This window comes from Porphyromonas sp. C0041D3, assembly GCF_056590575.1.
The window spans coordinates 1-23,574 of record NZ_JBWPWJ010000004.1; the positions used below are offsets into that span (position 1 = coordinate 1).

Annotated in this window: 24 protein-coding genes; 9 read left to right on the forward strand and 15 right to left on the reverse strand. The window is 57.5% G+C overall.

All coding sequences use genetic code 11. The features are described 5' to 3' along the window. Positions 1–366 precede the first annotated feature (366 nt). The 8 genes from AC1EKE_RS03765 to AC1EKE_RS03800 all read right to left on the reverse strand — a co-directional run bounded on the left by AC1EKE_RS03765 (position 367) and on the right by AC1EKE_RS03800 (position 9,186). Complete coding sequence (locus tag AC1EKE_RS03765; protein WP_480308267.1) at positions 367–816, reverse strand: hypothetical protein; 450 nt, start codon at positions 814–816, stop codon at positions 367–369. Beyond that, positions 813–1,313 (reverse strand): phage virion morphogenesis family protein, encoded by a 501-nt coding sequence (locus AC1EKE_RS03770; RefSeq protein WP_480308268.1) that lies wholly within the window; start codon positions 1,311–1,313, stop codon positions 813–815. Before AC1EKE_RS03770 ends, AC1EKE_RS03765 begins: the two co-directional genes overlap by 4 nt. Before the next feature lie 303 nt (positions 1,314–1,616). Next, the gene (locus AC1EKE_RS03775; RefSeq protein ID WP_480308270.1) at positions 1,617–2,495 is read right to left on the reverse strand and encodes a hypothetical protein; all 879 of its coding nucleotides are present in this window, start codon (positions 2,493–2,495) and stop codon (positions 1,617–1,619) included. Positions 2,496–2,578: 83 nt separating this feature from the next. Further along, entirely contained in the window at positions 2,579–4,051 is a 1,473-nt protein-coding gene (locus tag AC1EKE_RS03780; RefSeq protein ID WP_480308271.1) for a glycoside hydrolase family 10-like protein, read from the reverse strand. A 10-nt stretch (positions 4,052–4,061) separates the two neighbouring features. Next, entirely contained in the window at positions 4,062–4,919 is an 858-nt protein-coding gene (gene panC / locus AC1EKE_RS03785) for a pantoate--beta-alanine ligase (protein ID WP_480308272.1), read from the reverse strand. Between the two features lie 138 nt (positions 4,920–5,057). Beyond that, complete coding sequence (locus AC1EKE_RS03790) at positions 5,058–5,582, reverse strand: hypothetical protein (RefSeq protein ID WP_480308274.1); 525 nt, start codon at positions 5,580–5,582, stop codon at positions 5,058–5,060. Between the two features lie 63 nt (positions 5,583–5,645). Beyond that, on the reverse strand, positions 5,646–6,578 hold the full coding sequence (locus AC1EKE_RS03795; RefSeq protein ID WP_480308275.1) for a DUF5715 family protein: 933 nt from the start codon (positions 6,576–6,578) through the stop codon (positions 5,646–5,648). Positions 6,579–6,663: 85 nt separating this feature from the next. Continuing rightward, positions 6,664–9,186, reverse strand: coding sequence for a glycoside hydrolase family 2 TIM barrel-domain containing protein (locus AC1EKE_RS03800; protein WP_480308276.1), 2,523 nt, complete (start codon positions 9,184–9,186; stop codon positions 6,664–6,666). 441 nt (positions 9,187–9,627) lie between these two features. Between AC1EKE_RS03800 and AC1EKE_RS03805 the strand changes: the two genes are divergently transcribed. From AC1EKE_RS03805 to AC1EKE_RS03820, 4 genes are all read left to right on the forward strand, one after another. After that, entirely contained in the window at positions 9,628–10,545 is a 918-nt protein-coding gene (locus tag AC1EKE_RS03805; RefSeq protein WP_480308277.1) for a DUF2156 domain-containing protein, read from the forward strand. Continuing rightward, positions 10,542–11,105, forward strand: a complete 564-nt coding sequence (locus AC1EKE_RS03810; protein WP_480308278.1) for a GNAT family N-acetyltransferase — start codon at positions 10,542–10,544, stop codon at positions 11,103–11,105. Before AC1EKE_RS03805 ends, AC1EKE_RS03810 begins: the two co-directional genes overlap by 4 nt. Positions 11,106–11,167: 62 nt before the next feature. Further along, positions 11,168–12,463: a tyrosine--tRNA ligase gene (gene tyrS, locus AC1EKE_RS03815; RefSeq protein WP_480308279.1), complete on the forward strand. Its 1,296-nt coding sequence runs from the start codon at positions 11,168–11,170 to the stop codon at positions 12,461–12,463. Positions 12,464–12,527: 64 nt separating this feature from the next. Beyond that, positions 12,528–13,025 carry a T3SS (YopN, CesT) and YbjN peptide-binding chaperone 1 gene (locus AC1EKE_RS03820; protein WP_480308280.1) on the forward strand — a complete coding sequence of 166 codons (498 nt, stop codon included), beginning with the start codon at positions 12,528–12,530 and terminating at the stop codon, positions 13,023–13,025. Between the two features lie 124 nt (positions 13,026–13,149). Here the strand turns inward: AC1EKE_RS03820 and dusB are convergent, their stop codons facing one another. From dusB to clpP, 3 genes are read right to left on the reverse strand one after another with little or no spacing between them, the layout of a single operon-like run. Continuing rightward, positions 13,150–14,133, reverse strand: a complete 984-nt coding sequence (dusB, locus tag AC1EKE_RS03825) for a tRNA dihydrouridine synthase DusB (protein WP_480308281.1) — start codon at positions 14,131–14,133, stop codon at positions 13,150–13,152. After that, positions 14,130–15,413, reverse strand: a complete 1,284-nt coding sequence (gene clpX, locus AC1EKE_RS03830) for an ATP-dependent Clp protease ATP-binding subunit ClpX (protein ID WP_480308438.1) — start codon at positions 15,411–15,413, stop codon at positions 14,130–14,132. Before clpX ends, dusB begins: the two co-directional genes overlap by 4 nt. Before the next feature lie 59 nt (positions 15,414–15,472). Next, positions 15,473–16,171, reverse strand: a complete 699-nt coding sequence (gene clpP, locus AC1EKE_RS03835) for an ATP-dependent Clp endopeptidase proteolytic subunit ClpP (protein WP_297236336.1) — start codon at positions 16,169–16,171, stop codon at positions 15,473–15,475. A 253-nt stretch (positions 16,172–16,424) separates the two neighbouring features. Between clpP and AC1EKE_RS03840 the strand changes: the two genes are divergently transcribed. From AC1EKE_RS03840 to AC1EKE_RS03860, 5 genes are all read left to right on the forward strand, one after another. Next, positions 16,425–16,901 (forward strand): hypothetical protein, encoded by a 477-nt coding sequence (locus tag AC1EKE_RS03840; protein WP_296162290.1) that lies wholly within the window; start codon positions 16,425–16,427, stop codon positions 16,899–16,901. A 6-nt stretch (positions 16,902–16,907) separates the two neighbouring features. Continuing rightward, positions 16,908–17,615, forward strand: coding sequence for a 16S rRNA (cytidine(1402)-2'-O)-methyltransferase (rsmI, locus tag AC1EKE_RS03845; protein WP_296162287.1), 708 nt, complete (start codon positions 16,908–16,910; stop codon positions 17,613–17,615). Positions 17,616–17,679: 64 nt separating this feature from the next. Continuing rightward, positions 17,680–18,570, forward strand: coding sequence for a Cbp1 family collagen-binding glycoprotein adhesin (locus tag AC1EKE_RS03850; protein WP_480308283.1), 891 nt, complete (start codon positions 17,680–17,682; stop codon positions 18,568–18,570). A 147-nt stretch (positions 18,571–18,717) separates the two neighbouring features. After that, a complete protein-coding gene (locus AC1EKE_RS03855) occupies positions 18,718–19,443 on the forward strand; it encodes a YjjG family noncanonical pyrimidine nucleotidase (protein WP_297127684.1) in 726 nt (241 codons plus the stop codon). 5 nt (positions 19,444–19,448) lie between these two features. Beyond that, positions 19,449–20,294: a glycoside hydrolase family 16 protein gene (locus tag AC1EKE_RS03860; protein WP_480308285.1), complete on the forward strand. Its 846-nt coding sequence runs from the start codon at positions 19,449–19,451 to the stop codon at positions 20,292–20,294. A gap of 13 nt (positions 20,295–20,307) precedes the next feature. On the opposite strand, the gene AC1EKE_RS03865 is transcribed toward AC1EKE_RS03860, so the two are convergent. The 4 genes from AC1EKE_RS03865 to AC1EKE_RS03880 form a co-directional block, all read right to left on the reverse strand. Continuing rightward, the gene (locus tag AC1EKE_RS03865) at positions 20,308–21,345 is read right to left on the reverse strand and encodes a poly(ethylene terephthalate) hydrolase family protein (protein ID WP_480308286.1); all 1,038 of its coding nucleotides are present in this window, start codon (positions 21,343–21,345) and stop codon (positions 20,308–20,310) included. Next, positions 21,342–22,271: a formylglycine-generating enzyme family protein gene (locus AC1EKE_RS03870; RefSeq protein WP_480308287.1), complete on the reverse strand. Its 930-nt coding sequence runs from the start codon at positions 22,269–22,271 to the stop codon at positions 21,342–21,344. The genes AC1EKE_RS03865 and AC1EKE_RS03870 overlap by 4 nt, the downstream gene beginning before the upstream one ends. After that, positions 22,268–22,780: a CD225/dispanin family protein gene (locus AC1EKE_RS03875; RefSeq protein ID WP_480308289.1), complete on the reverse strand. Its 513-nt coding sequence runs from the start codon at positions 22,778–22,780 to the stop codon at positions 22,268–22,270. Before AC1EKE_RS03875 ends, AC1EKE_RS03870 begins: the two co-directional genes overlap by 4 nt. A gap of 79 nt (positions 22,781–22,859) precedes the next feature. After that, positions 22,860–23,393: a CD225/dispanin family protein gene (locus tag AC1EKE_RS03880; protein ID WP_480308290.1), complete on the reverse strand. Its 534-nt coding sequence runs from the start codon at positions 23,391–23,393 to the stop codon at positions 22,860–22,862. Between the last annotated feature and the right edge of the window lie 181 nt (positions 23,394–23,574).

The window sequence follows — 23,574 nt, forward strand, 5'->3', positions numbered from 1 at the left end:
ATATAGAGTCGGTAGACCCCGCACTCCTTTTTCACTTCCTTCAGCTCAAAGTCGCGAAGGATCTCCTCCGGAACAAAGGCTGATATCAGATCCCTTATCTCTACTGTTTCCATAAGCTCTAACTACTTCCTCATCAAGTATCTTTTGTCTCCTCAACAAAGGTAATCTCTTTTTACTCCTCCTCCCAGCACATCAAAATGCGAATTAGCCGGCTAATTCGCATTTTGATGCACTGGGAGGGGGATAACTAAAAAAAAGGGGTGATGTAAGGGATGAAGGAAAAGTGGGGGGAGACGATTGTTAGTAGTTCTTGCTCTCTACTTATGTAGGCCGCCCGGGAGTCGTGAGACCCTCGGGAGGCTGTCGTTACTCTCTCGCCGTGTCATCGACAAAGGCGGTGCGGAAAGTGGTGATGTATCCAAACGTCCCCGGCGGTGAGGAGACGGGAGCCTGCCTCACTCTCGAGAGCGGGTCGAAGTGCTCCGTCCAGAAGCCCTGGAGGGCTCTGTAGAGGTCGGCGACCTCCTCGTAGGGGTGCAGTCCCTCCGACTGCCTACTCTCGTCATAGTGTGATGCCGTACGGCTCACCTTGTCGGTCCTATAGGTGACGGAGATCGTCGCCTCACAGTACTGCCTACGTGGAGAGAGGTCGGACGCGGAGTCGATACGTATGTCGAGGAGTACGGCGGGGTAGGCAACGGGAGGCTGCCGGAGTGCTCCTCCGCCCTCGAGCTGACCGGTATTGAGGTCGAGTGTCTGTATCCAAGGGCACTCCTTACGGAGGTGATGGATGATGTCGGTGTAGATGGTCTTCATTGCTTATCTGATAGTATGTGAGTGAGGTCACGGGTGATCCACTCCCTGAGCTCACGGGTGAGCGCCTTGGAGGGACCCATGAACTGTCGGCGGGGCATGACGAAGGGCGTCTTGCCGTAGACCTTTGCCGGGCCACCGTAGTTGTGGATATAAGCGTAGGGCTTCTCATTGGAGACCCTCACGCCTCCGGGTATCGGGGCGTAGCGGATCGCCTCCTTGAGCTCCCCGGTCTCACCGGTGAGGATGGGTGCCCTGGTCCGCTCCGGGGAGTAGTGCCCGGTCTCTCCGGAGTGACCATACCAGGGGCTCTCCGGCTTTCGTCGCTCCACCTCCTGCCAAGGGTTGAGCAGCTTGTCGGTATATCTCTCGTCATCGAAAGACTTGCGGAAGTGGTCGACCGCCGTCTGCCCTACGATGTGCTTAGCATCTCCCTCGAGGTACTGCTGTATGTCGTCCGCCTTCTGCCGGAGGCGGTCACTGAGGTCTGAGAGGTTCATCTATTTGGTAGGGTGAGATATAATGTGTACCATTGCAGTGCTAGGGCCAGGACATTGCTCCACCCCGGTGGAATGACGGCAGGCATCGGATGTGTTACATCCTTTGCCTGCTGTGCTTTGTTGTTAGATGGGAGCGGATGTCTTCCGCCTTTCGCTTGAGGCGGTTACTGAGGTCTGAGAGGTTCATCTATTAGGTGGGGTGAGATATAATGTGTACCATTGCAGTGCGATCACCCGAGTGGGTGGTCGAAGAGGGGGCCAGGGCTTAGACCCACCCTCACGGTTAGGCGATGGGCATTGGAGTCACTTCCGATGTCCATCGTTCTTTTCGGGTGGCAGGTGGAGATTCCGGATGTCTTCCGCTTGGTAGGACTTGATTTCATGCTCCGGCAGTAGAAAGGTAATCTGCTTGACCTTAATACTACGATCCCTAAGGGCTTGTGTCATCCCCCTCCAGGCGCTCTCGTAACTGAAGCCCTTCCTCGCATCAAGGATAACCTCCCCGGCATGCTGACAGTCTGCTCTTTCCATGCCGTTCTTCATGGAGGCGACCGAGAGCTTACCCTCCGGGACCTTGATATCCACCTTCCATCCAGTATCGAGAGCGAGTGCATCGGGATTCTTCTGTCCGTCATCGATCCTCACCGGTAAGGCTCTGAGGTGTCGGCCGTGATACTTGGCCAGCTCCTTGAGAGCTGCCTCATTCTTCGCCTGCTTGTTGGGATACTGGTACTTCCTCTTCGTGGGGAACTCAAGTACTCCTCCACCCTTGTATGTCATCCGCTTGAAGTCAAAGACGCTGTACCGCTCCATGATCTTGGCGATCTCCCTCGTTGGCAGTGCGAGGGCGTGTCGCTTGCAGAGGTGATCCGTGCCGGAGGATGAGAGGGTGGTGCCGATGAGTCCCTCGAGGGGACAGAGCGGGCAGGAGGGGTCTCCCCTACCGCGGAGGTAAGGGTGCTCGGAGAGCTTGAGGGGGGAGGCGGTACGTCCGGGGTTCTGAGCAAAGGTAGGCTCCACGGGAGTATCCCCCTCCTCGGGGACCGGTGTCACCGGCTTATCGGTGGGACGGAAGGAGCACTTACAATTCCACTCACTCGGGGGGAGGTGAGTGTCCCACCACGGGTGAAGGATGGGGAGGACGGTACCGACCCACTCCCTATGCTCCTCACGCTTATCCACCGCACCGGAGAGGAGGTACTTTCTCCCCCTCCCAGCACATCAAAATGCGAAATAGCCTGGTCCTATGCCGTGGCGGGCGTTTTTTACTCCTCCTTGCGTTGGTAGATGGCTGCCCCACCGGGGATGTAGGCTTCGAGCCCGGTGTGGAGGTCGTAGCAACTGATCTCGAGGGTGACGAAGCGCTCGCCATCCTGACTCCTCGGTAGTGTGATCGTTGCCGACTGCTCCGTCGTCACTGCGACGAGGTCCCGACCTGTCGTGGTGTCGGGTAGGGAGTCGGTCGATAGGTAGATCGCATAGAGGCAGGGGCGGTTACGATTGGCACCGCACCAGGTGAGCTTGGCGCTGTCTCCCTCGGTGGTGATCGTGAGGTCTCGTGGGTAGAGCAGCGTGCTGTCGGCACTTACTATCGGAGCGTGCGGGAGGACCGGCTGTCGAAAGCACTGCGTTGCCAGCTGATCTCTCAGCCCGTGGCTTCGCTCGGTGATCTGTCGGGCTCGGAAGAGTGCCACTCCTGCGAGAAGACTGTCGCTCTGCACCTCGGCAACCTGATCGATCACCTGCTGTGCGGGCCAGCCTCCCTCCTCTCGTAGTGTGCGGAAGGCTCCGAGACCGATGACGACCGGGATACTGAGCTTGTCCCTCCAGTCCTTGAGTATGGGTCCGAAGGTGGATCCCCGGCTGTAAGTCATGGTGGCGATGAAGTCAATGGCTCCCGCCCGCTCCCACGCCACGGGATCCTGATAGACGTCTCCCCTCGCCGTCCAGCCGATGTGGGAGACTCCGGAGATCTGGTCGTACGCACCTATGGTCGCTGCACTGAGGAGTATGGTGCTGTCAGTCTCTTGGATTGCCTCGTGGATCCGCCTGACGATGGCAGAGATGTTATTTCGCCGCCACTCCGCCTTAGGGAGCAGTGTGTGAGCCTGGCGGTAATCCCGGTCATCGGGGAATCGTGCGGGGAAGTCAGGGTAGCGGATGTAGTCGAGCTGGATCCCCTCCACAGGGTATCTCTCCGCTATCTCTCGAGCGAGAGAGGCGAGGTGGATGCCGGTGAGACTGTCTGCCGGGTCCATGAAGTCCTTTCCCCTATGCCGCTTGGTGTGCCCCTTGTGCTTGTCATAGAAGGGGGTGACCCCTCTGAGCCTTCGTCTGTAGCTCCGGTCCTCCAGCGGCAGTGTGGTGATCCAGGCGTGGACCGTCATCCCCCTCTTGTGGCACGACTCCACCGCATAGGCAAGCGGGTCGTACCGCTTGCCGTAGAAGCGCGGGTGCATCGGCTCTATCGCCGATGGGTAGATCACGTCGCCCCGACCTCGGACTTGGAGGAAAATGGTATTGATTCCATTCGCCCGCAGCAGATCCAGCTGCTCATCCAGCTCCCTCTTCTGTGCCTCCTCCGACGAGGAACGGGGCCAGTCCAGCCCCCAGATGGTGGAGAGCCAGACGGCGCGCATCTCGTACTTGGAGCGAGGAGCAATGGTATCCGTCTCCCCTGCCAGTGTGCCTTGCAGGGTGAGGAGACTAAGGAGGATCAGTAGGAGGTGTCGTCTCACGGGCGGCTGGTCAGAAGAAGTCTATATGGTCGATCAGCCTCACCTCTCCGTCGTAGACAGTGATGGCGCCGACGGCATGCTCCGTCTCGCTCCAGTCGCTGATCTCTCCCAGAGTGTCTCGGTCGACGATGCTGAAGTACTCTATCCGCAGCAGAGGCGATGCCTCGATCTGACGGACCACGAGGTCATGCACCTCGCTGACGGAGCTTCCCTCCCTCTGCGCCCTCACTCCCTCGGTCAGTGCCCGGTAGATCATCGGTGCTGCCTGTCGCTCCTCGGGAGAGAGCCTATTGTTTCGGCTGCTCATGGCAAGCCCGTCCGGCTCGCGGACGGTGTCGCAAGAGATGATCTCCGGGTCCATATCGTCTGAGAGCTCGATCATCCGCTTGATCACCGCTATCTGCTGGAAGTCCTTGAGACCAAAGTATGCCTTGTCCGGCTGCACGAGCCTGAAGAGCTTCCCGACGATCCAGACTACTCCCCGGAAGTGTCCCGGGCGGTAAGCACCCTCCATCACTTCTGCTACCTGTCCGAGGGGTAGGTTGGGCGCCTGCTCTCCCTCAGCGTACATCTCCTCGGGGGTGGGGGTAAAGGCGAAGTCTACCCCGAGCGTCTCCAGTGCCCTCAGATCCTCCTCCATATCGTGAGGGTAGGTGGCGAGGTCAGTGGGGTTATTGAATTGGGTAGGATTGAGGAAAACACTCACTACCGTGCAGCCGCACTCCTTGACGCAGCGACGTATGAGGCTAAAGTGTCCCTCGTGCAGTCCGCCCATCGTGGGGACGAGACCGATCGTCTCTCCCTTGTGCTCCTGTCGTACTCGGCTGAGGGCTTCCCTCAGCTGCTCCTGACTATTGATTACTTCCATGGCATTACCTATTTCTCTCCCTGCAAAGGTAGCGAGAGATTGGCGAAGAATATCATCCTACGAAAGGTCAGGAGCGAAGTCCGGCGGGACATGCTCCTGACCTTTTTATACTAAAATCTATGATTGTCTCTCTCTCTGTCAGAAAGAGAAGGAGGCACCGACGTTGAGGACACTCATCCCGTATCCTGCCTCTACGAAGAGACCCCAGCTGGGAGCCACCATATAGCGCAGTCCGATACCGGTATTGTAGCCGAAGCCAAAGGACGATGCCTTGCTCTCATTGCTGTGGTCGCCTCTGAAGCCGAGGGCGATGAAGCAGTAGGTGTCCAGTGCGGGGATGAAGTGATAGTGCAGTCCGGCGCGTGGTCCGAGGAAGTAGTCCGTGCCACCGCTGTACATATTGATCACCACCTGACCACCGAGGGTAAAGGCGCTGTTGTCGTCCCAGATGTGCCCATTGAGGCAGTGATCGGCGGCGAGGTTGATCGTCATAGATCCTGTCTGCTTACCAGCAGCGTTGGTATGGAGGCTGGCCCCTAGTCCCACGCTGGCGATGTTGGTCCCGGTCTCGAAGACATTCTGAGCCTTGGCCTCCGTCTGACCGGCGACGCATAGTCCCAGAGCTACGAGAGCGGTAGCGAGAGTTTTTTTCAGTGAAATCATAATGCTACAATTGATATTGTGTGAGTCGTTTCCTTGATTGGGGTCAAAGGTACACAAATGGTGTCAGATCTCCTTTCCCTTGATCGTGATGTGGAAGCAGGCTTGCTTGCGCTCGTGCTTGATGTAGCAGCGCCCATCCTCGTGGAAAGCCTTCAGAACCCTTGCCAGGAGGTGCTTCAGCTCCTCAGGCTCTATCGTCCTCGGGTCCTCCGGGTCGATCTTGTCAAAGCGCTGCCAGGAGATGTCGAGTGTGGTCCCGTAGCAGTGGGTGCTATTGGGCGAGGCATTCCCATTTCGCTGTCTCAGCTCGCTCATATCCTCCTCTGTCCTCGTGACGCTGGTGACGATCAGTCGGTAGAGTGGCTGCCCATCCGCCTCCAACTGGTACCGAAAGGCGGCCCCGATCTCCTGAGCCAGACGCACTGCCTCAGGCACCATCAGTGGCACGGAGTGAGTCAGGTTGTCCAGCTTAAGCCCCGCTGTCTCCTTGAGTGGGACGAGGCGGTCGATCCGGAGGAGGTCCTCACGGCACTTCGCAGGAGTGATCCCGAGACTCTGAGCGGCCTCGAGCTGTACGGGATTGAGGTCGTCGAAGTCCCTCCTAAAGCTCCCGATGTAGTGGTAGGGACGCGCGCCCGGGACGATGCTGTAGGACCCGGTCTCCGGAGCTGTGGCGTGGGACTCCCTCGGCGGCGTAAGGCTGATGAGCAGTGTCGCCAAGAGGGTCATCGCAAGGAGGGGAAGGTAGTAGTGGGTAACGACCGGCCTGGATAAGGGACGGAGAAAGGCTCTCAGTCGGCTCCAGAGGCGGGCAAGAAACGCTCTGCCTCTCTTGCCTGTCGAGCGGACGGCAGTCCCTGCGGATCGCTCCGTCCGCTCCTTAGTCCGCGGACTCGAGGAGCGACTCCGGATGATCTCCTCCAAGCAGAGGTCTGCACGAGTCTTACCCCGCTCCGAGAGCGGGGTATCGGGTGATGAGTTGTGATCCTTTTCCATTCGTGATGCAAACTTAGTCAATTCCTCTGCCGAGACCATGGTCAATAGGGCTCAATCTCACGATCGGCATCGCTCCCTCAGTGGCTTACTTCGTTGGGATCGTGAGTGTGGCGGTGTGGAGTCCCGGTGCTGATGCGGTGAGGGTGATAGTCCCCGGCGTGCCTGATGGTGCGACGATAGTGGTCAGCTGACCGCTGAAGGCGGGCATCGTCTTGCTCTGGAAGGGGACAATGCAGGTGGCATCGCCATTGGCGCTGGCGACGTAACGCCCTGCACCACTGACCTCAAAGGTTACCTCAGGTGTGGCGGTAGCGCAGAGGTTGCCCTGCTTGTCGACTACGGACACACGGACGTAGACGAGGTGCTCCCTATCCTCCGCAGGTACGATCTCCGTGGGCTCCTCAAGGGTGAGCTGCAGTGTGTAGGGCGTGCCGGAGGTGCAGAGACGCTTCTCCTCCCGGGGCATGCCATCCTTGTCGTACGCCACGACTCTCACCTCGCCCGGCTCATACTTCGTGTCCATCCACATGAGGCGGTAGCGAGGCAGGCGCGAGAGATCCTTGTCGGAGCTGTTATCGACCGTGATGGTGGTGTCCTTCGTCCGTCGCCCCTGGCTCTTGCCATTTATGAATAGCTCGGCCGTGGGGTAGCTGGTGTAGACGAAGATCGGGGTCACCTCGCCCACACGATCAGGCCAGTCCCAGTGGGGCAGAATGTGAAGGGTGGGGCTGTCCGCATTCCAGTGCGATCGGTAGAGGTAGAAGCGATCCTTCGGGATGCCGGCGAGGTCCACCGCTCCGAAGAGCGATGTGTGGGAGGGCCAATTGGTGTAGTACGGGGTCGGCTCTCCGATGTAGTCGATACCGGTCCAGATGAATTCCCCGATATTGTAGTGGAAGTCATCGTGCCGGATGAAGTTGTCCTCCGGAAGCTCGCTCCAGGCGCAGTGCTCCACGTCGTAGCTGCTCGCCTGATGATCGGGGTAGATCGCCATCGACTTACGCTCGACAGGGAACTTGTAGATCCCTCTTGACGAGAGCGTGGAGGCGGTCTCGGTACCGAGGATCAGTCGCTGAGGGAGCTTGGCATACGCCTCGGGGTAGTGCCAGGGGCGGTAGTTAAATCCTGCGACATCCATGATGGCGGCAAAGTTATTCGCCGTGGCGGGCTTGGGATTGTCCATCCCCTGGGTGACGGGGCGGGTGGGGTCCTCTCGGTGAGCAATCTCCTGGAGGAAGTGAGCGACCTTATTGCCACCCTCTGCGCCCTGCTCGTAGACCTCGTTGCCGATGCACCACATCACGATGGAGGGGGCGTTTCTGTAGTGACGGATGAGGCTGACGAGATCGCGCTCCGCCCAGTCGTCAAAGAGGGTGCTGTACCCATTCTTCACCTTAGGGATCCGCCACTCGTCGAAGCTCTCCGCCATGATCAGCATCCCCATCTCGTCTGCCAGCTGGATCAGCTCCGGTGCGGGCATATTGTGCGAGGTGCGGATCGCATTGACGCCCATATCCTGCATCTGCTTGATCTGTCTGCGGATGGCTACTTTATTCACCGCCGCTCCGAGTGGACCAAGGTCGTGGTGGAGACAGACGCCCTTAAAGGTCACCGGCTTGCCATTGAGGAAAAAGCCCTCATCGGGACGAAGCTCTATCGTCCGCACTCCGAAGGTGGTGCGGTAGGCATCGATCAGGTGGCCGTTGTGGAGCAGTTCACTCTTGGCGGTGTAGAGGTTGGGCTGCTTGATGTCCCAGAGATGGGGATGCGGGATGCGGAGGTTTTGCTCAAGGGCGTTGTCGAAGATCTCGGCTCCGCTGATCTCCCGGCTGTCGATCATCTCGCCCTTGTAGAGAATGGTGGTGCGAAGCGTCAGAGCGTCGCTATCGGAGGGGATGCCCTTCAACTCGGTGCGGACCCTGACCTGGGCGTACTCATCGGAGACAAAGGGAGTGGTGATGAAGGTCCCCCAGTCATCGATCCGGGTCTTGGAGGGCGACACCATCAGGTACACATTGCGATAGAGCCCCGCTCCCGGGTACCAGCGAGAGAAGTCGGTCGGGTTGTCGAGCCGGATGGCGATCACCTGCCTTGTCTTGGAGGCATCCAGATAGGGCGTGATGTCGAGGTGGTACGAGCTGTACCCATAGGGCCAGCCTCCGGTGCGGTGACCATTGACATACACCTCGGAGTGGCTCATCGCCCCATCGATGTAGAGGGTGATGTCGCCGAGTGTGGTGGGATCCTGATAGAGGTCAAAGTCATAGCGGTACCAGCCCACGCCGACGAAGGGCAGTCCTCCCGTGCGACCGGCATGCTCGAGAGCCTCCGTCTGTCCGTCCTGCGTGATGGCGACATTTTGGCGGTCGTTCTCGGGCGAAAATGGTCCGTAGATAGCCCAGTCGTGTGGCACCGTGACGCTCTGCCAGCTCCGGTCGTCGTAGTCGGGGCGGACGAAGTCTGGACTATCCTCGCTCGTGAAGCGCCAGCCGTCTGTCAGGCGGAGCGCTTCGCGTGGGGCAGCTATGCTCTGGAGGAAAGACTGCGCCGTCGCACTGAGAGACATAAGGGTCGTGAGTAGGGCGGGTAGAGTTCGTCTGATATTCATCTATAGGTGTACTGATTATACGATGTACGGGGTATCCATTTCTATTGCGGGAGCAACGTTTCCTCAAATCTACACTAAATATATGCAATGCGCACTATTTCCGGTGTGGACTTTCTGAGGCGTGAGAGGGGTAGGGGAAAAGCCTCTTCCTGATGAGTCATCTCTAATACCGGTAATAGTTGAGTCTAATATCGGTATTAGCCTTCACTAATACCGATATTAGATAGAGGCTTTACTCGTGACCTGTCAGACTTGTCCTCTGTCGGCTCGTTTTCTGTTGAATTCCACCTCTTTGTGACCATCTGTCGTCAGAGGAGGGGTACTAAGGCTCTCGCAGGTGGTTTTAGCATGGGATTCTTTTAGGATTAGTCTTGTCGGGGTGGGGGGAGGACGGACCTTTTTTGTATCTTTGTTGAGAATCAAAAAAAGAATAGTTCATTTATGTCATCGCTTGATATCATCCCCTTTCACCCTGTCACCCTTGAGGATCGACCGATCTTAGAGTCCTTCTACGAGGTCAATCCCTACTTTTCCTGTGACTATACTTTCTCCAATCTCATCGGCTGGACTCATATCTACCGGACCGAGATCGCGGTACATAAGGGATTTCTCTTGATCCGCTTCTGGAATGAGGAGAATAAGCGGCACGCTTACCTTATGCCTGTCGGTGCCGATGCCTCCCGCCTGCGCGAGGTGTTGCTCGATATGGAGCAGGACCAGGCACGGCTGGATGAGAAAAACCTGACGATCATGGGGGCAACACCCGAGGGGGTACAGGCGCTGGAGGCGATCCACCCGGATCAGATGGTCACCCTTGACAATCGAGACTTCTCCGAGTACATCTACCTTCGGGAGAGTCTGGCGTCCCTCTCGGGCAAGAAGCTGCAGTCGAAGCGCAACCACTGTAACCGCTTTGAGCGGACCTATCCCGACTGGAGCTACGAGGAGATCACGGAGGAGTCGCTGAGTGAGTGTATGGAGGTGGAGAACGAGTGGTACCGCGAGACAGATACCACGGAGGGGATGTCCGACGAGCGGAGGATGATCCGCTTTGCCCTCGAGCACATGAGCGAGATCGGTCTCACGGGCGGGCTCCTGAGGGTCGAGGGGAAGGTGATCGCCTTTACCCTCGGCATGCCTCAGAGCAGCCGCTGCTTCGATGTCAATATCGAGAAAGCTGATGTCGCCTACGATGGCGCTTTCACGATGATCAATCGGGAGTTTGTCCGCCGGATCCCGGAGCAATACACCTACATCAATCGCGAGGAGGATATGGGGCTCGAGGGTCTGCGGAAGGCTAAGCTCTCCTACAAGCCAGAGATCCTCCTCGATGAGTACACCGTGGTCCTCAATCTATGATCTGCCTGCGCCCCTACGACGCCTCCGATGATGCGCTCCGAGCCTCCATTCTCGACCTTCTCTCCGACGCCTTTGGGGACGAGGGGATGCCCTACTATGAGCTGGCGATGGACCATCTCTACGACCCGGACCACACCTTCCTCCTAAGCGAGGAGGATGCCTCTCTCGTTGCGGTGGCGCTGGTGGTGGACTATGTCGATCCCACCGATGGACGCTGGGCGTACCTCTACAGCTTCACCACACGGGAGGATCATCGGGGTGAGGGGCTGATGACCCGGCTCTACAGAGAGACACTTGAGCCAAGGCTGATCGAGCGAGGCTACCGAGGTGCCTGTCTCGTACCGGCGACCTCCTCGCTTGTCGGCTTTTACAAGAGTTGGGGATTTAGTCTGCTGCGAGCGGCAGACGAGTCTACACCGATCACACCCGGTAAGCGGGCGACAGACTATCTCCTCGCTGCCTATGGAGAGCCCTGCATTGATAACCCGTTGCCCTTCCAGATGATCAAGCCCTTTGGCCATGCTGACGACTCTTACCGCTTGATTTCACCACTGGACTGAGAGCCCTTTCTTTTTGGTGCGAAAAGCCTACCTTTGCAGAAATTGAACGAACATAACGACTTATGAACTTTATCAAAGAGCTTGAGTGGCGCGGGATGATCCACGATATGATCCCCGGCACAGAGGAGGCGCTCCAGAAGGGGATGGTCTCCGGCTACGTAGGCATTGATCCTACTGCAGACTCACTTCATATCGGTCACCTGGTGGGCATCATGATGCTGCGACACCTGCAGCGCTCCGGTCACCGACCCATCGCACTCATCGGTGGCGCTACCGGTATGATCGGTGACCCCTCGGGTAAGTCCAAGGAGCGTAACCTCCTCGATGAGGAGACGCTGAGGCACAATCAGGCCTGCATCAAGAAGCAGCTGGAGAAGTTCCTCGACTTCGACAGCGATGCTGAGAATGCAGCGGTGCTGGTCAATAACTACGACTGGATGAAGGACTACAGCTTCCTCGACTTCATCCGCGACGTCGGTAAGCACATCACGGTCAATTATATGATGGCGAAGGAGTCTGTGAAGAAGCGTCTCGAGGCAAATGCCATCGAGGGGCTCTCCTTTACCGAATTCTCCTACCAGCTCCTCCAGGGATACGACTACCTGCACCTCTATCAGACGGAGAATGTCCGTCTCCAGCTCGGTGGCTCCGACCAGTGGGGTAATATCACCACCGGTGTGGAGCTGATCCGTCGCGTCCTCGGTGTCAGTGATGCCCTCGCAGTCACCTGTCCGCTGATCACGAAGGCGGACGGAGGTAAGTTTGGCAAGTCGGAGAGCGGCAACGTCTGGCTCGACCGTCGCTACACCACGCCGTATAAGTTCTACCAGTTCTGGTTCAACGTCTCCGACGAGGATGCCAAGAAGTACATCCGGATCTTCACCGACCTGACCAAGGAGGAGATTGAGGCGCTGGAGATGGAGCACGATAAGGCTCCCCATGAGCGTCTCCTGCAGCGACGTCTGGCGGAGGAGATCACCGTGATGGTCCACTCTCGCGAGGACTACGACACAGCGGTGCGGGCGAGCGAGATCCTCTTTGGCAACGCCACCAAGGAGACGCTCAGCAGCATCGATGAGGAGACGTTCCTCTCGGTCTTCGATGGCGTGCCGATGGCGGAGGTCTCCAAGAGCGACCTTGATGGCACGACCGGACTGCTTGACCTGCTGGTGAGCAAATGTGGGTTCTTCAAGAGCAATGGAGAGCTCCGCAAGCTGATCCAGAGCGGTGGCATCAGCATCAATAAGGAGAAGGTCAGCGACTCGCAGTATATGCCTACCGCCGACGACCTCGTCGAGGGCTCCTATATGCTGATCCAGAAGGGCAAGAAGAATTACTTCCTCGTCCACGCCGTCTAAATAGCTACTAAGACCTGAGCTTACGCTCGTCACGATTACCAAACAGTTTTTTTACAAGATGAATATGTATAGGAGAGTTGCTTTTTCGCTGCTTCTTATCGCCTTATCGGCATTAAGTTGCTTTGCCGACGAGCCCACTGCCCCGCGCTCAGCCGCTAATATTGCTTTCCGAGACTCTGTTGTCAGCCTCCTGAAGGATGAGGGGTTTGTCCCGTCTGTAGATGAAGATGGGGACATTTGGTTCAAGAAAGAGGGTGATAACTTATTAGTTTCCGTCCAGGACGAAGCGGCTCCGTTTTATGTCCAGATTTCCTACTACCTGTCATCAGAAGGTATGGATGATCAAGTAGCTTTGCTTAAGGCTGTGAACAATATCAATCTCAATTGCCGCTGCGTTAAGTGTGCTATGGACGACGATAACGGTGCAGTGCTGATCTCTGTGGAGACCTACAATAATACCGTTCAGGTGTTTAAGGACAACTTTGCGACTTACACTGATCATTTGCTTCTGGCAGGCAGGTTGCTGGCAGGTGCCTATGATCCGGATGGCTCAAAGAAATAGGGCTTGTCTGAGTGCGAGCGTTTCGCCATTCAGTTGTGATCTGACGTAGGCTTCACTAAGGCTTATAAAATCGGGGGCTGTGTCTCACGTAAGACACAGCCCCCGATTTTATTTATGATCCCACTCAGTCGGGGATGCGGGTGATAGCATCATCGAGCAGGGCAAAGAGGTCGGCCTTCGTCTGAGCGCGGAGGATCGCCACGCGCTGTTGCTTGAAGTCCGGGATGCCCTTCAGCAGAGGCGTGATCGCCAGGTGGCGTCGCATATGGATGATCCCCCGTAGCTCGTCCCCGATGCGCTCGATATTCTCCTCGGTGAGCTGCTTGAGGCAGTCGAGGTACCACTCCTTGGGGTGCTGCGGCTTGGGCTCGCCGTGGCGCATCGCCCGGATCTCCTCAAAGACCCACGGCTGACCGATCGCACCGCGACCCACCATGACGGCATCGACACCGGTCTCCTCAAATCGCCAGTGAGCCGTCTCGCCATCCGTCACATCGCCATTGCCGATGATCGGGATGGTGATGCGCGGATCCGCCTTCACCGCACGGATCAGGGACCAGTCCGCGTCACCCTTGTACATCTGTGAGCGGGTGCGTCCGTGGATCGTCAGGGCGGCGATGCCACAGTCCTGCAGCTTAGGCGCCAGATCGGTGATGATGAGGTCGTTCTTGTCCCAGCCGAGGCGTGTCTTCACCGTCACCGGTAGGGAGACCGCCTGCACGACCGCACGGGTGATCTCGAGGAGCCGGGGCACATCGCGCAGGAGGCCTGAGCCGGCCCCCTTGCCAGCCACCTTCTTCACAGGGCAGCCAAAGTTGATGTCGATCAAGTCCGGTCCCGCATCGGCGGCGATCCTTGCCGCCTCTGCCATCGTCTCCGCATCACGCCCGTAGATCTGTATCGCCACCGGGCGCTCATCCTCGTAGAGCTCCATCTTGCGCATCGTACTTGGTATGTCCCGCACGATCGCATCAGCGTTGACAAACTCTGAGTAGACCAGTGCCGCCCCCATACGGTGACACATCCGGCGGAATGGGTGATCGGTCACATCCTCCATCGGCGCCAGCACCACCGGGCGCTCTCCTACGTCTATCGTCCCGATCCTCACGCCTCTGTCGCTATGCTCTCCAGATCGGTGGCGCGGAAGTGCTCCCGGGCGTAGTCCAGGGTGAGGTGAAAGGTCCGCTTGCGCGTAGAGGGCAGCTCAAACATTGCATCGGTCATGATCCCCTCAAAGATGCTCCTCAGACCACGGGCACCGACGGCAAAGTCGATCGCCTTTTGGACAATGAAGTCATACACCTCCTCATCGATCGTCAGCTTGATGCCGTCCATCGCAAAGAGCTTGGTGTACTGCTTGGCGATCGCATTCTTTGGCTCCGTCAGGATCTGCCTCAGCGCCTCGGGGCTCAGGGGGGTGAGGTAGGTGAGTATCGGGAGACGCCCGATCAGCTCAGGGATCAGCCCGTAGCTCCGGAGGTCAGCCGGGGTGACGTACTTAAGTAAGTCGTCTCCCTGCTCCCGCTTCTTCCCTCGTGTGGCGCTGGCATAGCCAACGGTGTGGGTATTCATCCGCTGTGCGATCTTTCGCTCGATGCCCTCAAAGGCTCCACCGCATATGTAGAGGATATTTTCCGTATTCACCACCACCATCTCGGCATCGGGGTGCTTGCGCCCTCCCTTGGGTGGGACATTGACATCCTCACCCTCGAGGAGCTTCAGGAGACCCTGCTGCACCCCCTCGCCACCCACATCCCGGGTAATGGAGGGGTTGTCGCTCTTGCGGGCGAGCTTGTCGATCTCGTCGATGAAGACGATCCCGCGCTCCGCCAGCTTGACGTCGTAGTCGGCCGCCTGCAGGAGTCGCGTGAGGATGCTCTCAATGTCCTCGCCCACGTAGCCCGCCTGAGTGAATACGGTAGCGTCCACGATGGTGAAGGGGACCTTGAGCATCCGTGCGATGGTGCGCGCGAGAAGGGTCTTGCCGGTACCTGTGGGCCCGACGACGATCATATTGCTCTTGTCGAGCTCCACCTCGTCCAGCTCCTTGTCATCCACACGAGCCTCCTCGCCATTGCCGAGGATGCCTCGGCTGTAGAGCCGCTTGTAGTGGTTGTACACCGCTACGGCAAGGCTGCGCTTGGCCGCCTCCTGACCGATCACATACTTATCCAGATAGTCGACGATCTCGGTAGGCTTGGGGAGCTTGTCAAAGGTGGGCGCTGTGTACTTCTCGTGCACGGCATCGGTCTTCTGAGATGCCTGGAGGGCCGTGTAGACCGCCTCAGCACACTCGTTGCAAAGGTAGCCGACGGGCCCGCGCGCCACGAAGTCGACCATGCTCTCCGGCCGACCGCAGACGCTGCAGAAGTGCTCGTCGCCAAACATCCACTCGTCGTCACCTCCCAGGTCTGTATCGTGAGAGGTCGGTTTCTTACGCTTTGCCATTACTTCTGCTCCTTGCTCTTGGTGAGCACCTTATCCACGAGGCCGTACTCCCTTGCCTCCTCCGCCCGGAGCCAGTGGTCGCGGTCGGAGTCCTTCTCGATCTGCTCTACCGTCTGGCCGGTGTGCTTGGCGAGGATTTCGTAGAGCTCCTGCTTCACCTTCAGGATCTCGCGCACCGTGATCTCCATATCGGAGGCCTGACCCTGGGTCCCGCCGAGTGGCTGATGGATCATCACGCGGGAGTGGGGGAGGGCAAAGCGCTTCCCCTTAGTCCCCGCAACGAGGATGATCGATGCCATGCTGGCAGCCATACCTGTGGCGATGGTGCTGACATTGCAGTCGATGTACTGCATCGTGTCGTAGATCCCATAGCCTGCATAGACCGAGCCACCGGGGCTATTGATATAGATGGAGATGTCCTTGCCGGGGTCGCTCGACTCAAGGAAGAGGAGCTGCGCCTGGATCACATTGGCGACGTAGTCGTCGATGGCGGAGCCGAGGAAGATGATCCGGTCCATCATCAGTCGGCTGAAGACGTCCATCTGGGCGATATTGAGCTGTCGCTCCTCGATGATGGTGGGATTGACGTAGCCGCGAGAGGCTTCGGAATTAAACTTCGTATACTGATCCAGCGCCAGCGAGTTCATCCCGAGGTGCTTCGTGGCGTATCTCTGAAATTCGTCTGAGTAATTGCTCATATATATAGTCGTATAAATTGATTACCAAGAAGAGAGGTGCAAAAACTGAGCCAAGACCCTCTTCAGCATAGCAAAGGTACCAAAAAGTGCCCCCCTCTTTTTTCCATCCCCTCAGCCGTTTCTCTAATACCGATATTAGGAAATTCTTTTACCGGTATTAGAGCGCACTAATATCGGTATTAGAGTACAATAGCCCGAGGTGACCAATTTTTGTACCTTTGTGAGAGTAATAAATGACTCATCATCAATCGTCATGAGTGAAGTAAATGGTAATGGAGCCCGGCTGGTGGAGCGTATCAATCAGCTGATACAGGAGCTGACGGAGATACGCGATGAGGTGACCGATCTCTACGCGACGCCCGCAACCCCTGATCTGGAGGAGGTGCCTATCGCTGAGGAGTGCATCTCCCCGGAGAGCGGTGGCGCACCCGTCATGGTGGATCAGGATCTGGAGGAGAAGGTCCCAGAGCTGACTCTGGAGACCGCCTTTGAGCCGCTGGTCGACTTCCACACCGCTGGGCAACTGTCGGTAGCTGACTCTTTCTTCTTCGCCAATGGACTCTTCGGTGGCAATCGCCCCGAGCTCAATAGGGTCCTCGAGGAGATCGACCGACTCAGCTCCCTCTCTCAGGTGTGGCACTACCTTACGGAGACACTCGGCGTCGATATGGATTCGGAGGAGGGGAAGCGCTTCTGCGACTTTGTCCTCTCCTGCTCTACTCGGAGATAGTCTACCATGAGTACACCACTGACCATCATCCCCACTCCGGTGGGCAATCTCGAGGACATGACCTATAGGGCTGTCAGCCTCCTCCGCGAGGCGGACCTGATCCTGGCGGAGGACACCCGCACGTCAGCGACCCTGCTGCGAGAGTATGGCATCGAGACACCGATGATCAGCTATCATATATTCAATGAGCATAAGATCGTCGAGCGGGTGACAGAGGAGATCTCTCAGGGGCGCCGGGTGTGCCTGATCTCCGATGCCGGCACACCGGGGATCTCTGACCCGGGGTTTCTCCTCGTCCGCTCCTGCGTCGAGGCGGGCATCGAGGTGAGCTGTCTGCCGGGAGCTACGGCAGTGATCCCTGCCGTCGTTGCCTCAGGGCTGCCATGTGATCGCTTTGTCTTCGAGGGCTTTCTGCCGCACAAGAAGGGGCGCCTCACCAGACTGAGGGCACTCGAGGAGCGGGAGGAGACTACGATCTTCTACGAGGCTCCCACCCGCATCGTCAGGCTGCTCGAGGAGATAGGCGAGCTGTATGGCGATACGCGACGCGTCGTCCTTGCTCGAGAGATCTCTAAGAGGTACGAGGAGTACCTGAGAGGCGTCCCATCGGAGCTACTGCAACACTTTGCTACTGAGGAGCCTAAGGGGGAGATGGTCCTCGTGGTAGAGGGGCTACCTAAGGGGGAGAAGGTGCACAAGAATAAATTTCGATAATTTTGTGGCGGAGTTCAATGGTGACCTCCGTGATAGAAACTAAGCAAGACAATAATAGAAGAGTATGATCAGATCATTCGTCAAGACCTTAGCCGGAGTCTCAGTGGCTCTCTCGCTAATGGTAGCCGGCTGTACCGGTAACAAGGGATCCAGCTACGACAAGCTGAAGACCAGCTATGACTCTCTGCTGATGCAGAGTGATAAGAATCAGGCTGATCTCAATGAGGCCATCGGCATCATCAACGAGGTGGAGGGCAACCTCAGCCAGATCGCTGATGCCGAGCATCGTGTGCAGGCTGACGCTCTCAAGGGAGAGCTCAATCAGTCTCAGAAGCAGCGCATCATGGATGAGATCTCGCTGCTGCGCCAGACACTGCAGGAGAATAAGCAGAACCTTGCCCAGCAACAGGAGAAGCTGAAGCGCAGTGGCATCAATATCGCTGCCCTCGATAAGAAGATCAGTCTCCTTACCAGCCAGATCGCCGAGAAGGATCAGATGATCCAGTCTCTCCAGGCTGACCTCGAGAGCGCTCGGGGGATGATTGCCCGCCAGGATAGTCTCATCTCTGAGCAGTCAGAGAAGGGTGCTGTAAGTGAGGCGACCATCGCGATCCAGAATAAGCGACTGCAGGACCAAGACGCTGCACTGCACCGCGCCTACTACTGCTTCGGGACGCTCAGTGAGCTGAAGGAGGAGAATATCATCAAGGGTGGTGGTCTCTTCTCTAAGGCAAAAGTGCTTCCTGAGGGATTCAATCAGGAGTACTTCAAGCAGGTGGACACCCGCGACCTGACGACGATCGCGCTCTTTGCCGCCAAGGCGCATCTGCGCACTCAGCATCCTGCCTCCTCATACCACTTCGAGAAGGATGCAGACGGCAATCAGACGCTTGTCATCGACAATCAGAAGGACTTCTGGAGCCGAAGCAAGTATCTCGTCGTAGAGGTGGAGTGATCTCCGACCTTTAGAGTAAGTAACTACCTGAGCCTTTTTTCCCAAAAAGGTCTCACCCGATATCTATCTTGAGACGAGGCGAGGAGTGTCCTGTTCCTTACCTCGTCTCTTTTTGTGCAAGAATAACTACCCCACCTATTTTCCCCTATGATAGTAAAGACGGTGCTGATAGACCTTGACGATACGCTTTGGGCGACTACCCGTAATAACCAGTCTGCCTTGCGTGAGGTGTATGAGGCACGAGGCTGGAGCCGATGGATCGACTCCTTCGAGACCCTGAGAGATGTCTACCAGCCGATCAATGATCACCTCTGGCATCTCTACCGTGTCGGTGAGATCACGAAGCCGGAGCTTACCGTGAGGCGCTTCAAGGAGCCTCTTGAGCACTTTATGGGACCACTCGATGAGCAGCTCCTTGACGAGATCAATCGGCAATTCCTCTCGCTCACGGCAACGAAGAAGGAGACGATCCCCGGGGCCATCGAGCTGCTGCAGGAGCTGCGTCGTCGCTATCGGATCGTGATCCTGTCCAATGGATTCATGGAGGTGCAGCATCGGAAAATGACCGCAGCGGGGATCCTGCCCTACGTGGACTGCATCGTGCTGAGCGAGATGGCGGGAATCAATAAGCCGAGTAAGGCGATCTTTGACTACGCGCTCTCTCGCTCTCGCTCACGGCGCTCGGAGACGGTGATGATCGGTGACGACTGGGAGTCGGATATCCAGGGGGCAGACAATGCCGGACTGCCAGCGATATGGTTTAACCTCCGAGGTCAGGCTCGCCCGGACGAACCGCTCAGAGTACCCCTATACGAGGTGAGCCGACTCTCCGAGATCCCGCCCCTGCTGAGGAGCTTCACTTCCTTTACCTGACACGAATGATGGATAGGTGCTTGCTTACTCTCTTCTCGTCGATCCTCGTTGCCGGTCTCTGCGTGGGACAGGAGGCAGATCGGCTACAGTATGAGGGCTATCGGCTCGTGTGGGAGGAGGACTTCGCATCGGAGACCCCGGACAGCACCCTCTGGAGTGTCATCCCGGCTCAGTCCTACGACTGGGCTCGCCATATGACGTCGGAGCGCCCTGACCTGATGGAGATCTCGGGAGGGACACTGAAGCTCCGGGCTGACTGTGACCGCACCACCTGCACCTACGTTACCGCCGGACTCTGGGGCAAGGGGAAGCAGCAGATCCGGCTGGGACGCATCGATGTGCGTGCTCGATTCGATAGCGGTCAGGGATTTTGGCCTGCTATCTGGATGCTCGGCTATGCCCCCGAGGTGTCGTGGCCACATAATGGCGAGATAGACGTTATGGAGCACCTCAATCAAGACTCCATCGTCTACCAGACGGTCCACAACGGACTGACTGAGCGGGAGGACTACACCGGACCCGATCGCGGGAGCGTCATTGGGATCGACTCGAGCTGCTTCAATGTCTACAGCGTAGTGATCGAGGAGCATCAGATATTGCTCTTGGTGAATGATCGGCTGTGCCACACCTACCCTCGTGTCGTGGAGGGCGAGGAGCAGTTTCCTTACCCCTTTTACCTCATCCTGTCAGCCCAGATGGGAGGCTCTTGGGTAGGTCAGCCGGTGCCACCGGAGCACCCGCTCACTCTGGAGATTGACTACATCCGCCACTACCTCCCACTCCCTACTACGGATTCACATCTTAGTGTGCCGTCTGTAGAAGCTATTCTCACCCTTGAAGGGGACAGATAAGGGATTAGAACCCCTAATCAATGGGGTCGTCCTTCGGTGCGGGGTCGAGACCCTCATCGGACAGCAGGTAGGGCGGGAAAGGCTCACCACCGCGTGTGAGGGGGTTGGGGGTATTGCCGAGGACCGGCTTGATGTATCTGTCGAAGGTACTGCCTGGCCTGTCGACGAAGTAATCTCGGTAGGAGGGATCATCAGCGAGATAGGCCATCAGCCAGAGGTAGACGATGGCGCGCACGGTCGGGTAATTGGGCTCGCTCGGGATGAAGTACCAGTCGGCATGGTCCATCTTCTCGATGGAGAGGAAGGCGTGCTTGGCCGACCCTTGGAGGCTGTTGTAGAAGGCAAGGGACTTCCATGGGAAGGCAATGATGTCGTAGCTGCCGGTGACGATCATCGTCGGGATCCGCAGGTGGGAGAGGTCGTCCCCGAGTCCGTCATTGGCGCCACCGCCCACTTCTGCCATCATTGGACCGCCGTTGTAGGGATTGAGTCCGATGACGGTCTTTATCTTACCACTCAGACCATTAGGGTAGGGCATCATGGCGGTGTGGAGTACTCCGGCACCACCCATCGAGTGTCCTACGAGTGCCACCGCACTGAGGTCCACATGGTCGTAGATGGGGCTGTTCGGTCGCATGCTCTCACCTCGTAGGATCTCGTAGGCAGCCATCAGCCCGGGTGGCCACTGGAAGGGGCGCTTCTGGTCCAGGGCTGTGTATATGATGCAGATAAATCCGTGCGAGCTTAGTTGCTTCGGGAGCTTTTGGAGAAACTTCTGCTTGCAATTGAACCCATGCACGATGATCACGGCAGGCACTTTGCCTCTCTCCTTCAGATCCTTCGGGTAGTAGATGGTGGCAGGCTCCTTCTCGGCAAAGTACTCCTCGTCGTAGGTGTAGTCATCGGCATACGAGGCGAAGCTTTCTTCGTCAATCTCTGCCAGCTTATCTATCTGTGTTTTTGCCATCTCTAAGGTCTGTCCGGCTGCTTGCATAAGGGTTGGCAGGGTGAGTAGGAGCAGGTAAAGGGTTTTTCTCAGGGTGTCGCTCATGGCTGATCGGTATGGCTTGTCTGCTCGTCTGCTCTCAGGGAGCGCACGACCCGGAAGCCGATCAGGCGGCTGGGGCAGTCGGGGAGTTGCTTTCTTCTATAGTCCAGGTGGAGGGCGAGCGCCGGAGAGTGGAAGGATCCGCCCTTTGCGACCCGGTAGACCCCCTCCGAGGGTCCTCCGTAGGCGGGCGTCCGCTCACCATACCAGTCCTCGCACCACTCCCAGACGTTTCCGGACATGTCGTATAGGCCCAGCTTATTGGGGCTCTTCGTACCGACGCTGCGGGTGCCATACTCTGGTCGCTTGATCATATCGGCTGGGTTGTAGAGAGGGTTCCACTCCGCATAGGCATTGGTCCGGTACCACGCATAGCGAGGGAGTGCCAGCCCGAGACCGCCTGACCACTTTGCTGTCACTTGCGTCTTGTCTGCCTCCATGGCGGCCCACATCCACTCTGCCTCCGTGGGCAGGCGATAGCCATCTGCCTCATCGTCCCTCGTGACCGTGTTGCCGGTGATGGTGTAGACCGGTGTCAGATTGTCGTGGAGGCTCAGCTTATTGCAGTAGTTCACCGCATCGTACCAAGAGATGCTCTCCACCGGTCTCTTGTAGGTATCGCTACGGTAGATCCCCTCTCCGTTGAAACCTGCTAAGCGCGACTTGTCCGGACTGGAGTAGAAGGATGGATCCTCGCCCGTGATGAAGTGATACTCCCTCTGCGTCACCTCGTGCGTCCCCATCAGGAAGGCCTTCACCTCCGTGGGCTTGTCAGTCCCGGGTAAGACAAATGAGCCTCCCGGGACCGGCACCATCTGACCGATGATTGCCTCGGTGGGATTGGAGATGACCCGGTAGGACTGTCCGTGGATGTCGGTGATGGAGAGGAGCATAAGGAGAAAGAGCAGTGTCTTGTATCTCTGTCTCATGGCAGGGCTATGGGAAGATTATCTCTGAAGAATAAGAGGTAGAGTGCATCGACTACCAGACCGATGGCTGCAGCTATGAAGAGCCATTTCTTAGCAGTCGCAGACTCTCTCGCAGCCCCCTCGTAGTCGCCCATACGGTAGAGGCTGCGCACCTGCATCCCGTGGAAAAAGGGGATCAGTCCTATGACCGAGCAGAGGAGCGTCAGCACTATCGACTCCGTCAGCCAGGTCTTTGGCATCGGCTTTGCTGAGACACTAACCTCTGTCGCGGGGGCAGTCCTTTCGGTCAAGGGCTCCGGCTCATCTGTATCCTTGGGGATGTCAGGCGTGGACTCGCTCTTCCGGATGAAGCCATCCAGCTCTTTCATCTCACCGGCGGTGATCCACTCCTCCATACCTGTTGACCAGACATAGCTCCGGCTCCTTAGCGGTAGTAGCCTGAAGATCTCCAGCGTGTAGGGACCAAATCGCTCCCCTTGATCATCTATGTAGTAGTACTCCTTATCCATGATAGGACCTTTGGTGAATTGTGACCAGCTCGGTCGAAAGGGCGAAGGTACGATATTAACCCCTTCCTCTGTGCCTCTCTCAGCTATTCTCCAGCATGTCGGTAAGTGAGTACAGCGCACTGCCAAAGGATGTCAGCATCATCGCCAGGACGCCTATCAAGATCAGTGCGAGGACCACGCTGACGATGAGGCAGTTCTTGGCCATCGAGGAGGCCAGCTCAGCTCCCTTGTAGTCTCCCTCAGCGTACCTCTGGTTGCAAGTGATCCCGAGGGCGATGCCAATCATGCCGGGGACGCTGCCACAGAGGACCGTCAGCAGGATCGACCAAACGAGGTAGTTATTTGGCTTTGTCGGCTGATAGAGGGGGCTTGGCACTGCCGGTATTGCCGGGGGCGCAGGATAGGTGGGCTGCTGTGGTGCGTCTGCGGTCACGCTCCCTGCCGTGCTGAGCAGAGCGTGGACCTCCGGGATCCGGTCCGCGATCATCCACTCCGCCATTCCCTCCCGCCAGACGAGAGTCTGCGGTGTGATCAGCCCCGGTAGCTGATCGATCGCCACCGGTCCTCGCTGCAGCCCTTCCTCGATGTAAAAGTAGTATCTATGGTCTGTCATGTCGGTATCTCTTTATGTCCTACAAATGTAGGCAAAAACGGCCGCTTTCCATCCCTCTTTCCGGGAGATAGCGTGCCCGTCCCTTGTCTTTGCTTGTACCCCCGCAAAAAGAAGTTTATATCTGACTAATTTTTTATATTTGCTCTATGCAAGTATAAAATAATAATCAATGCCTACGAAC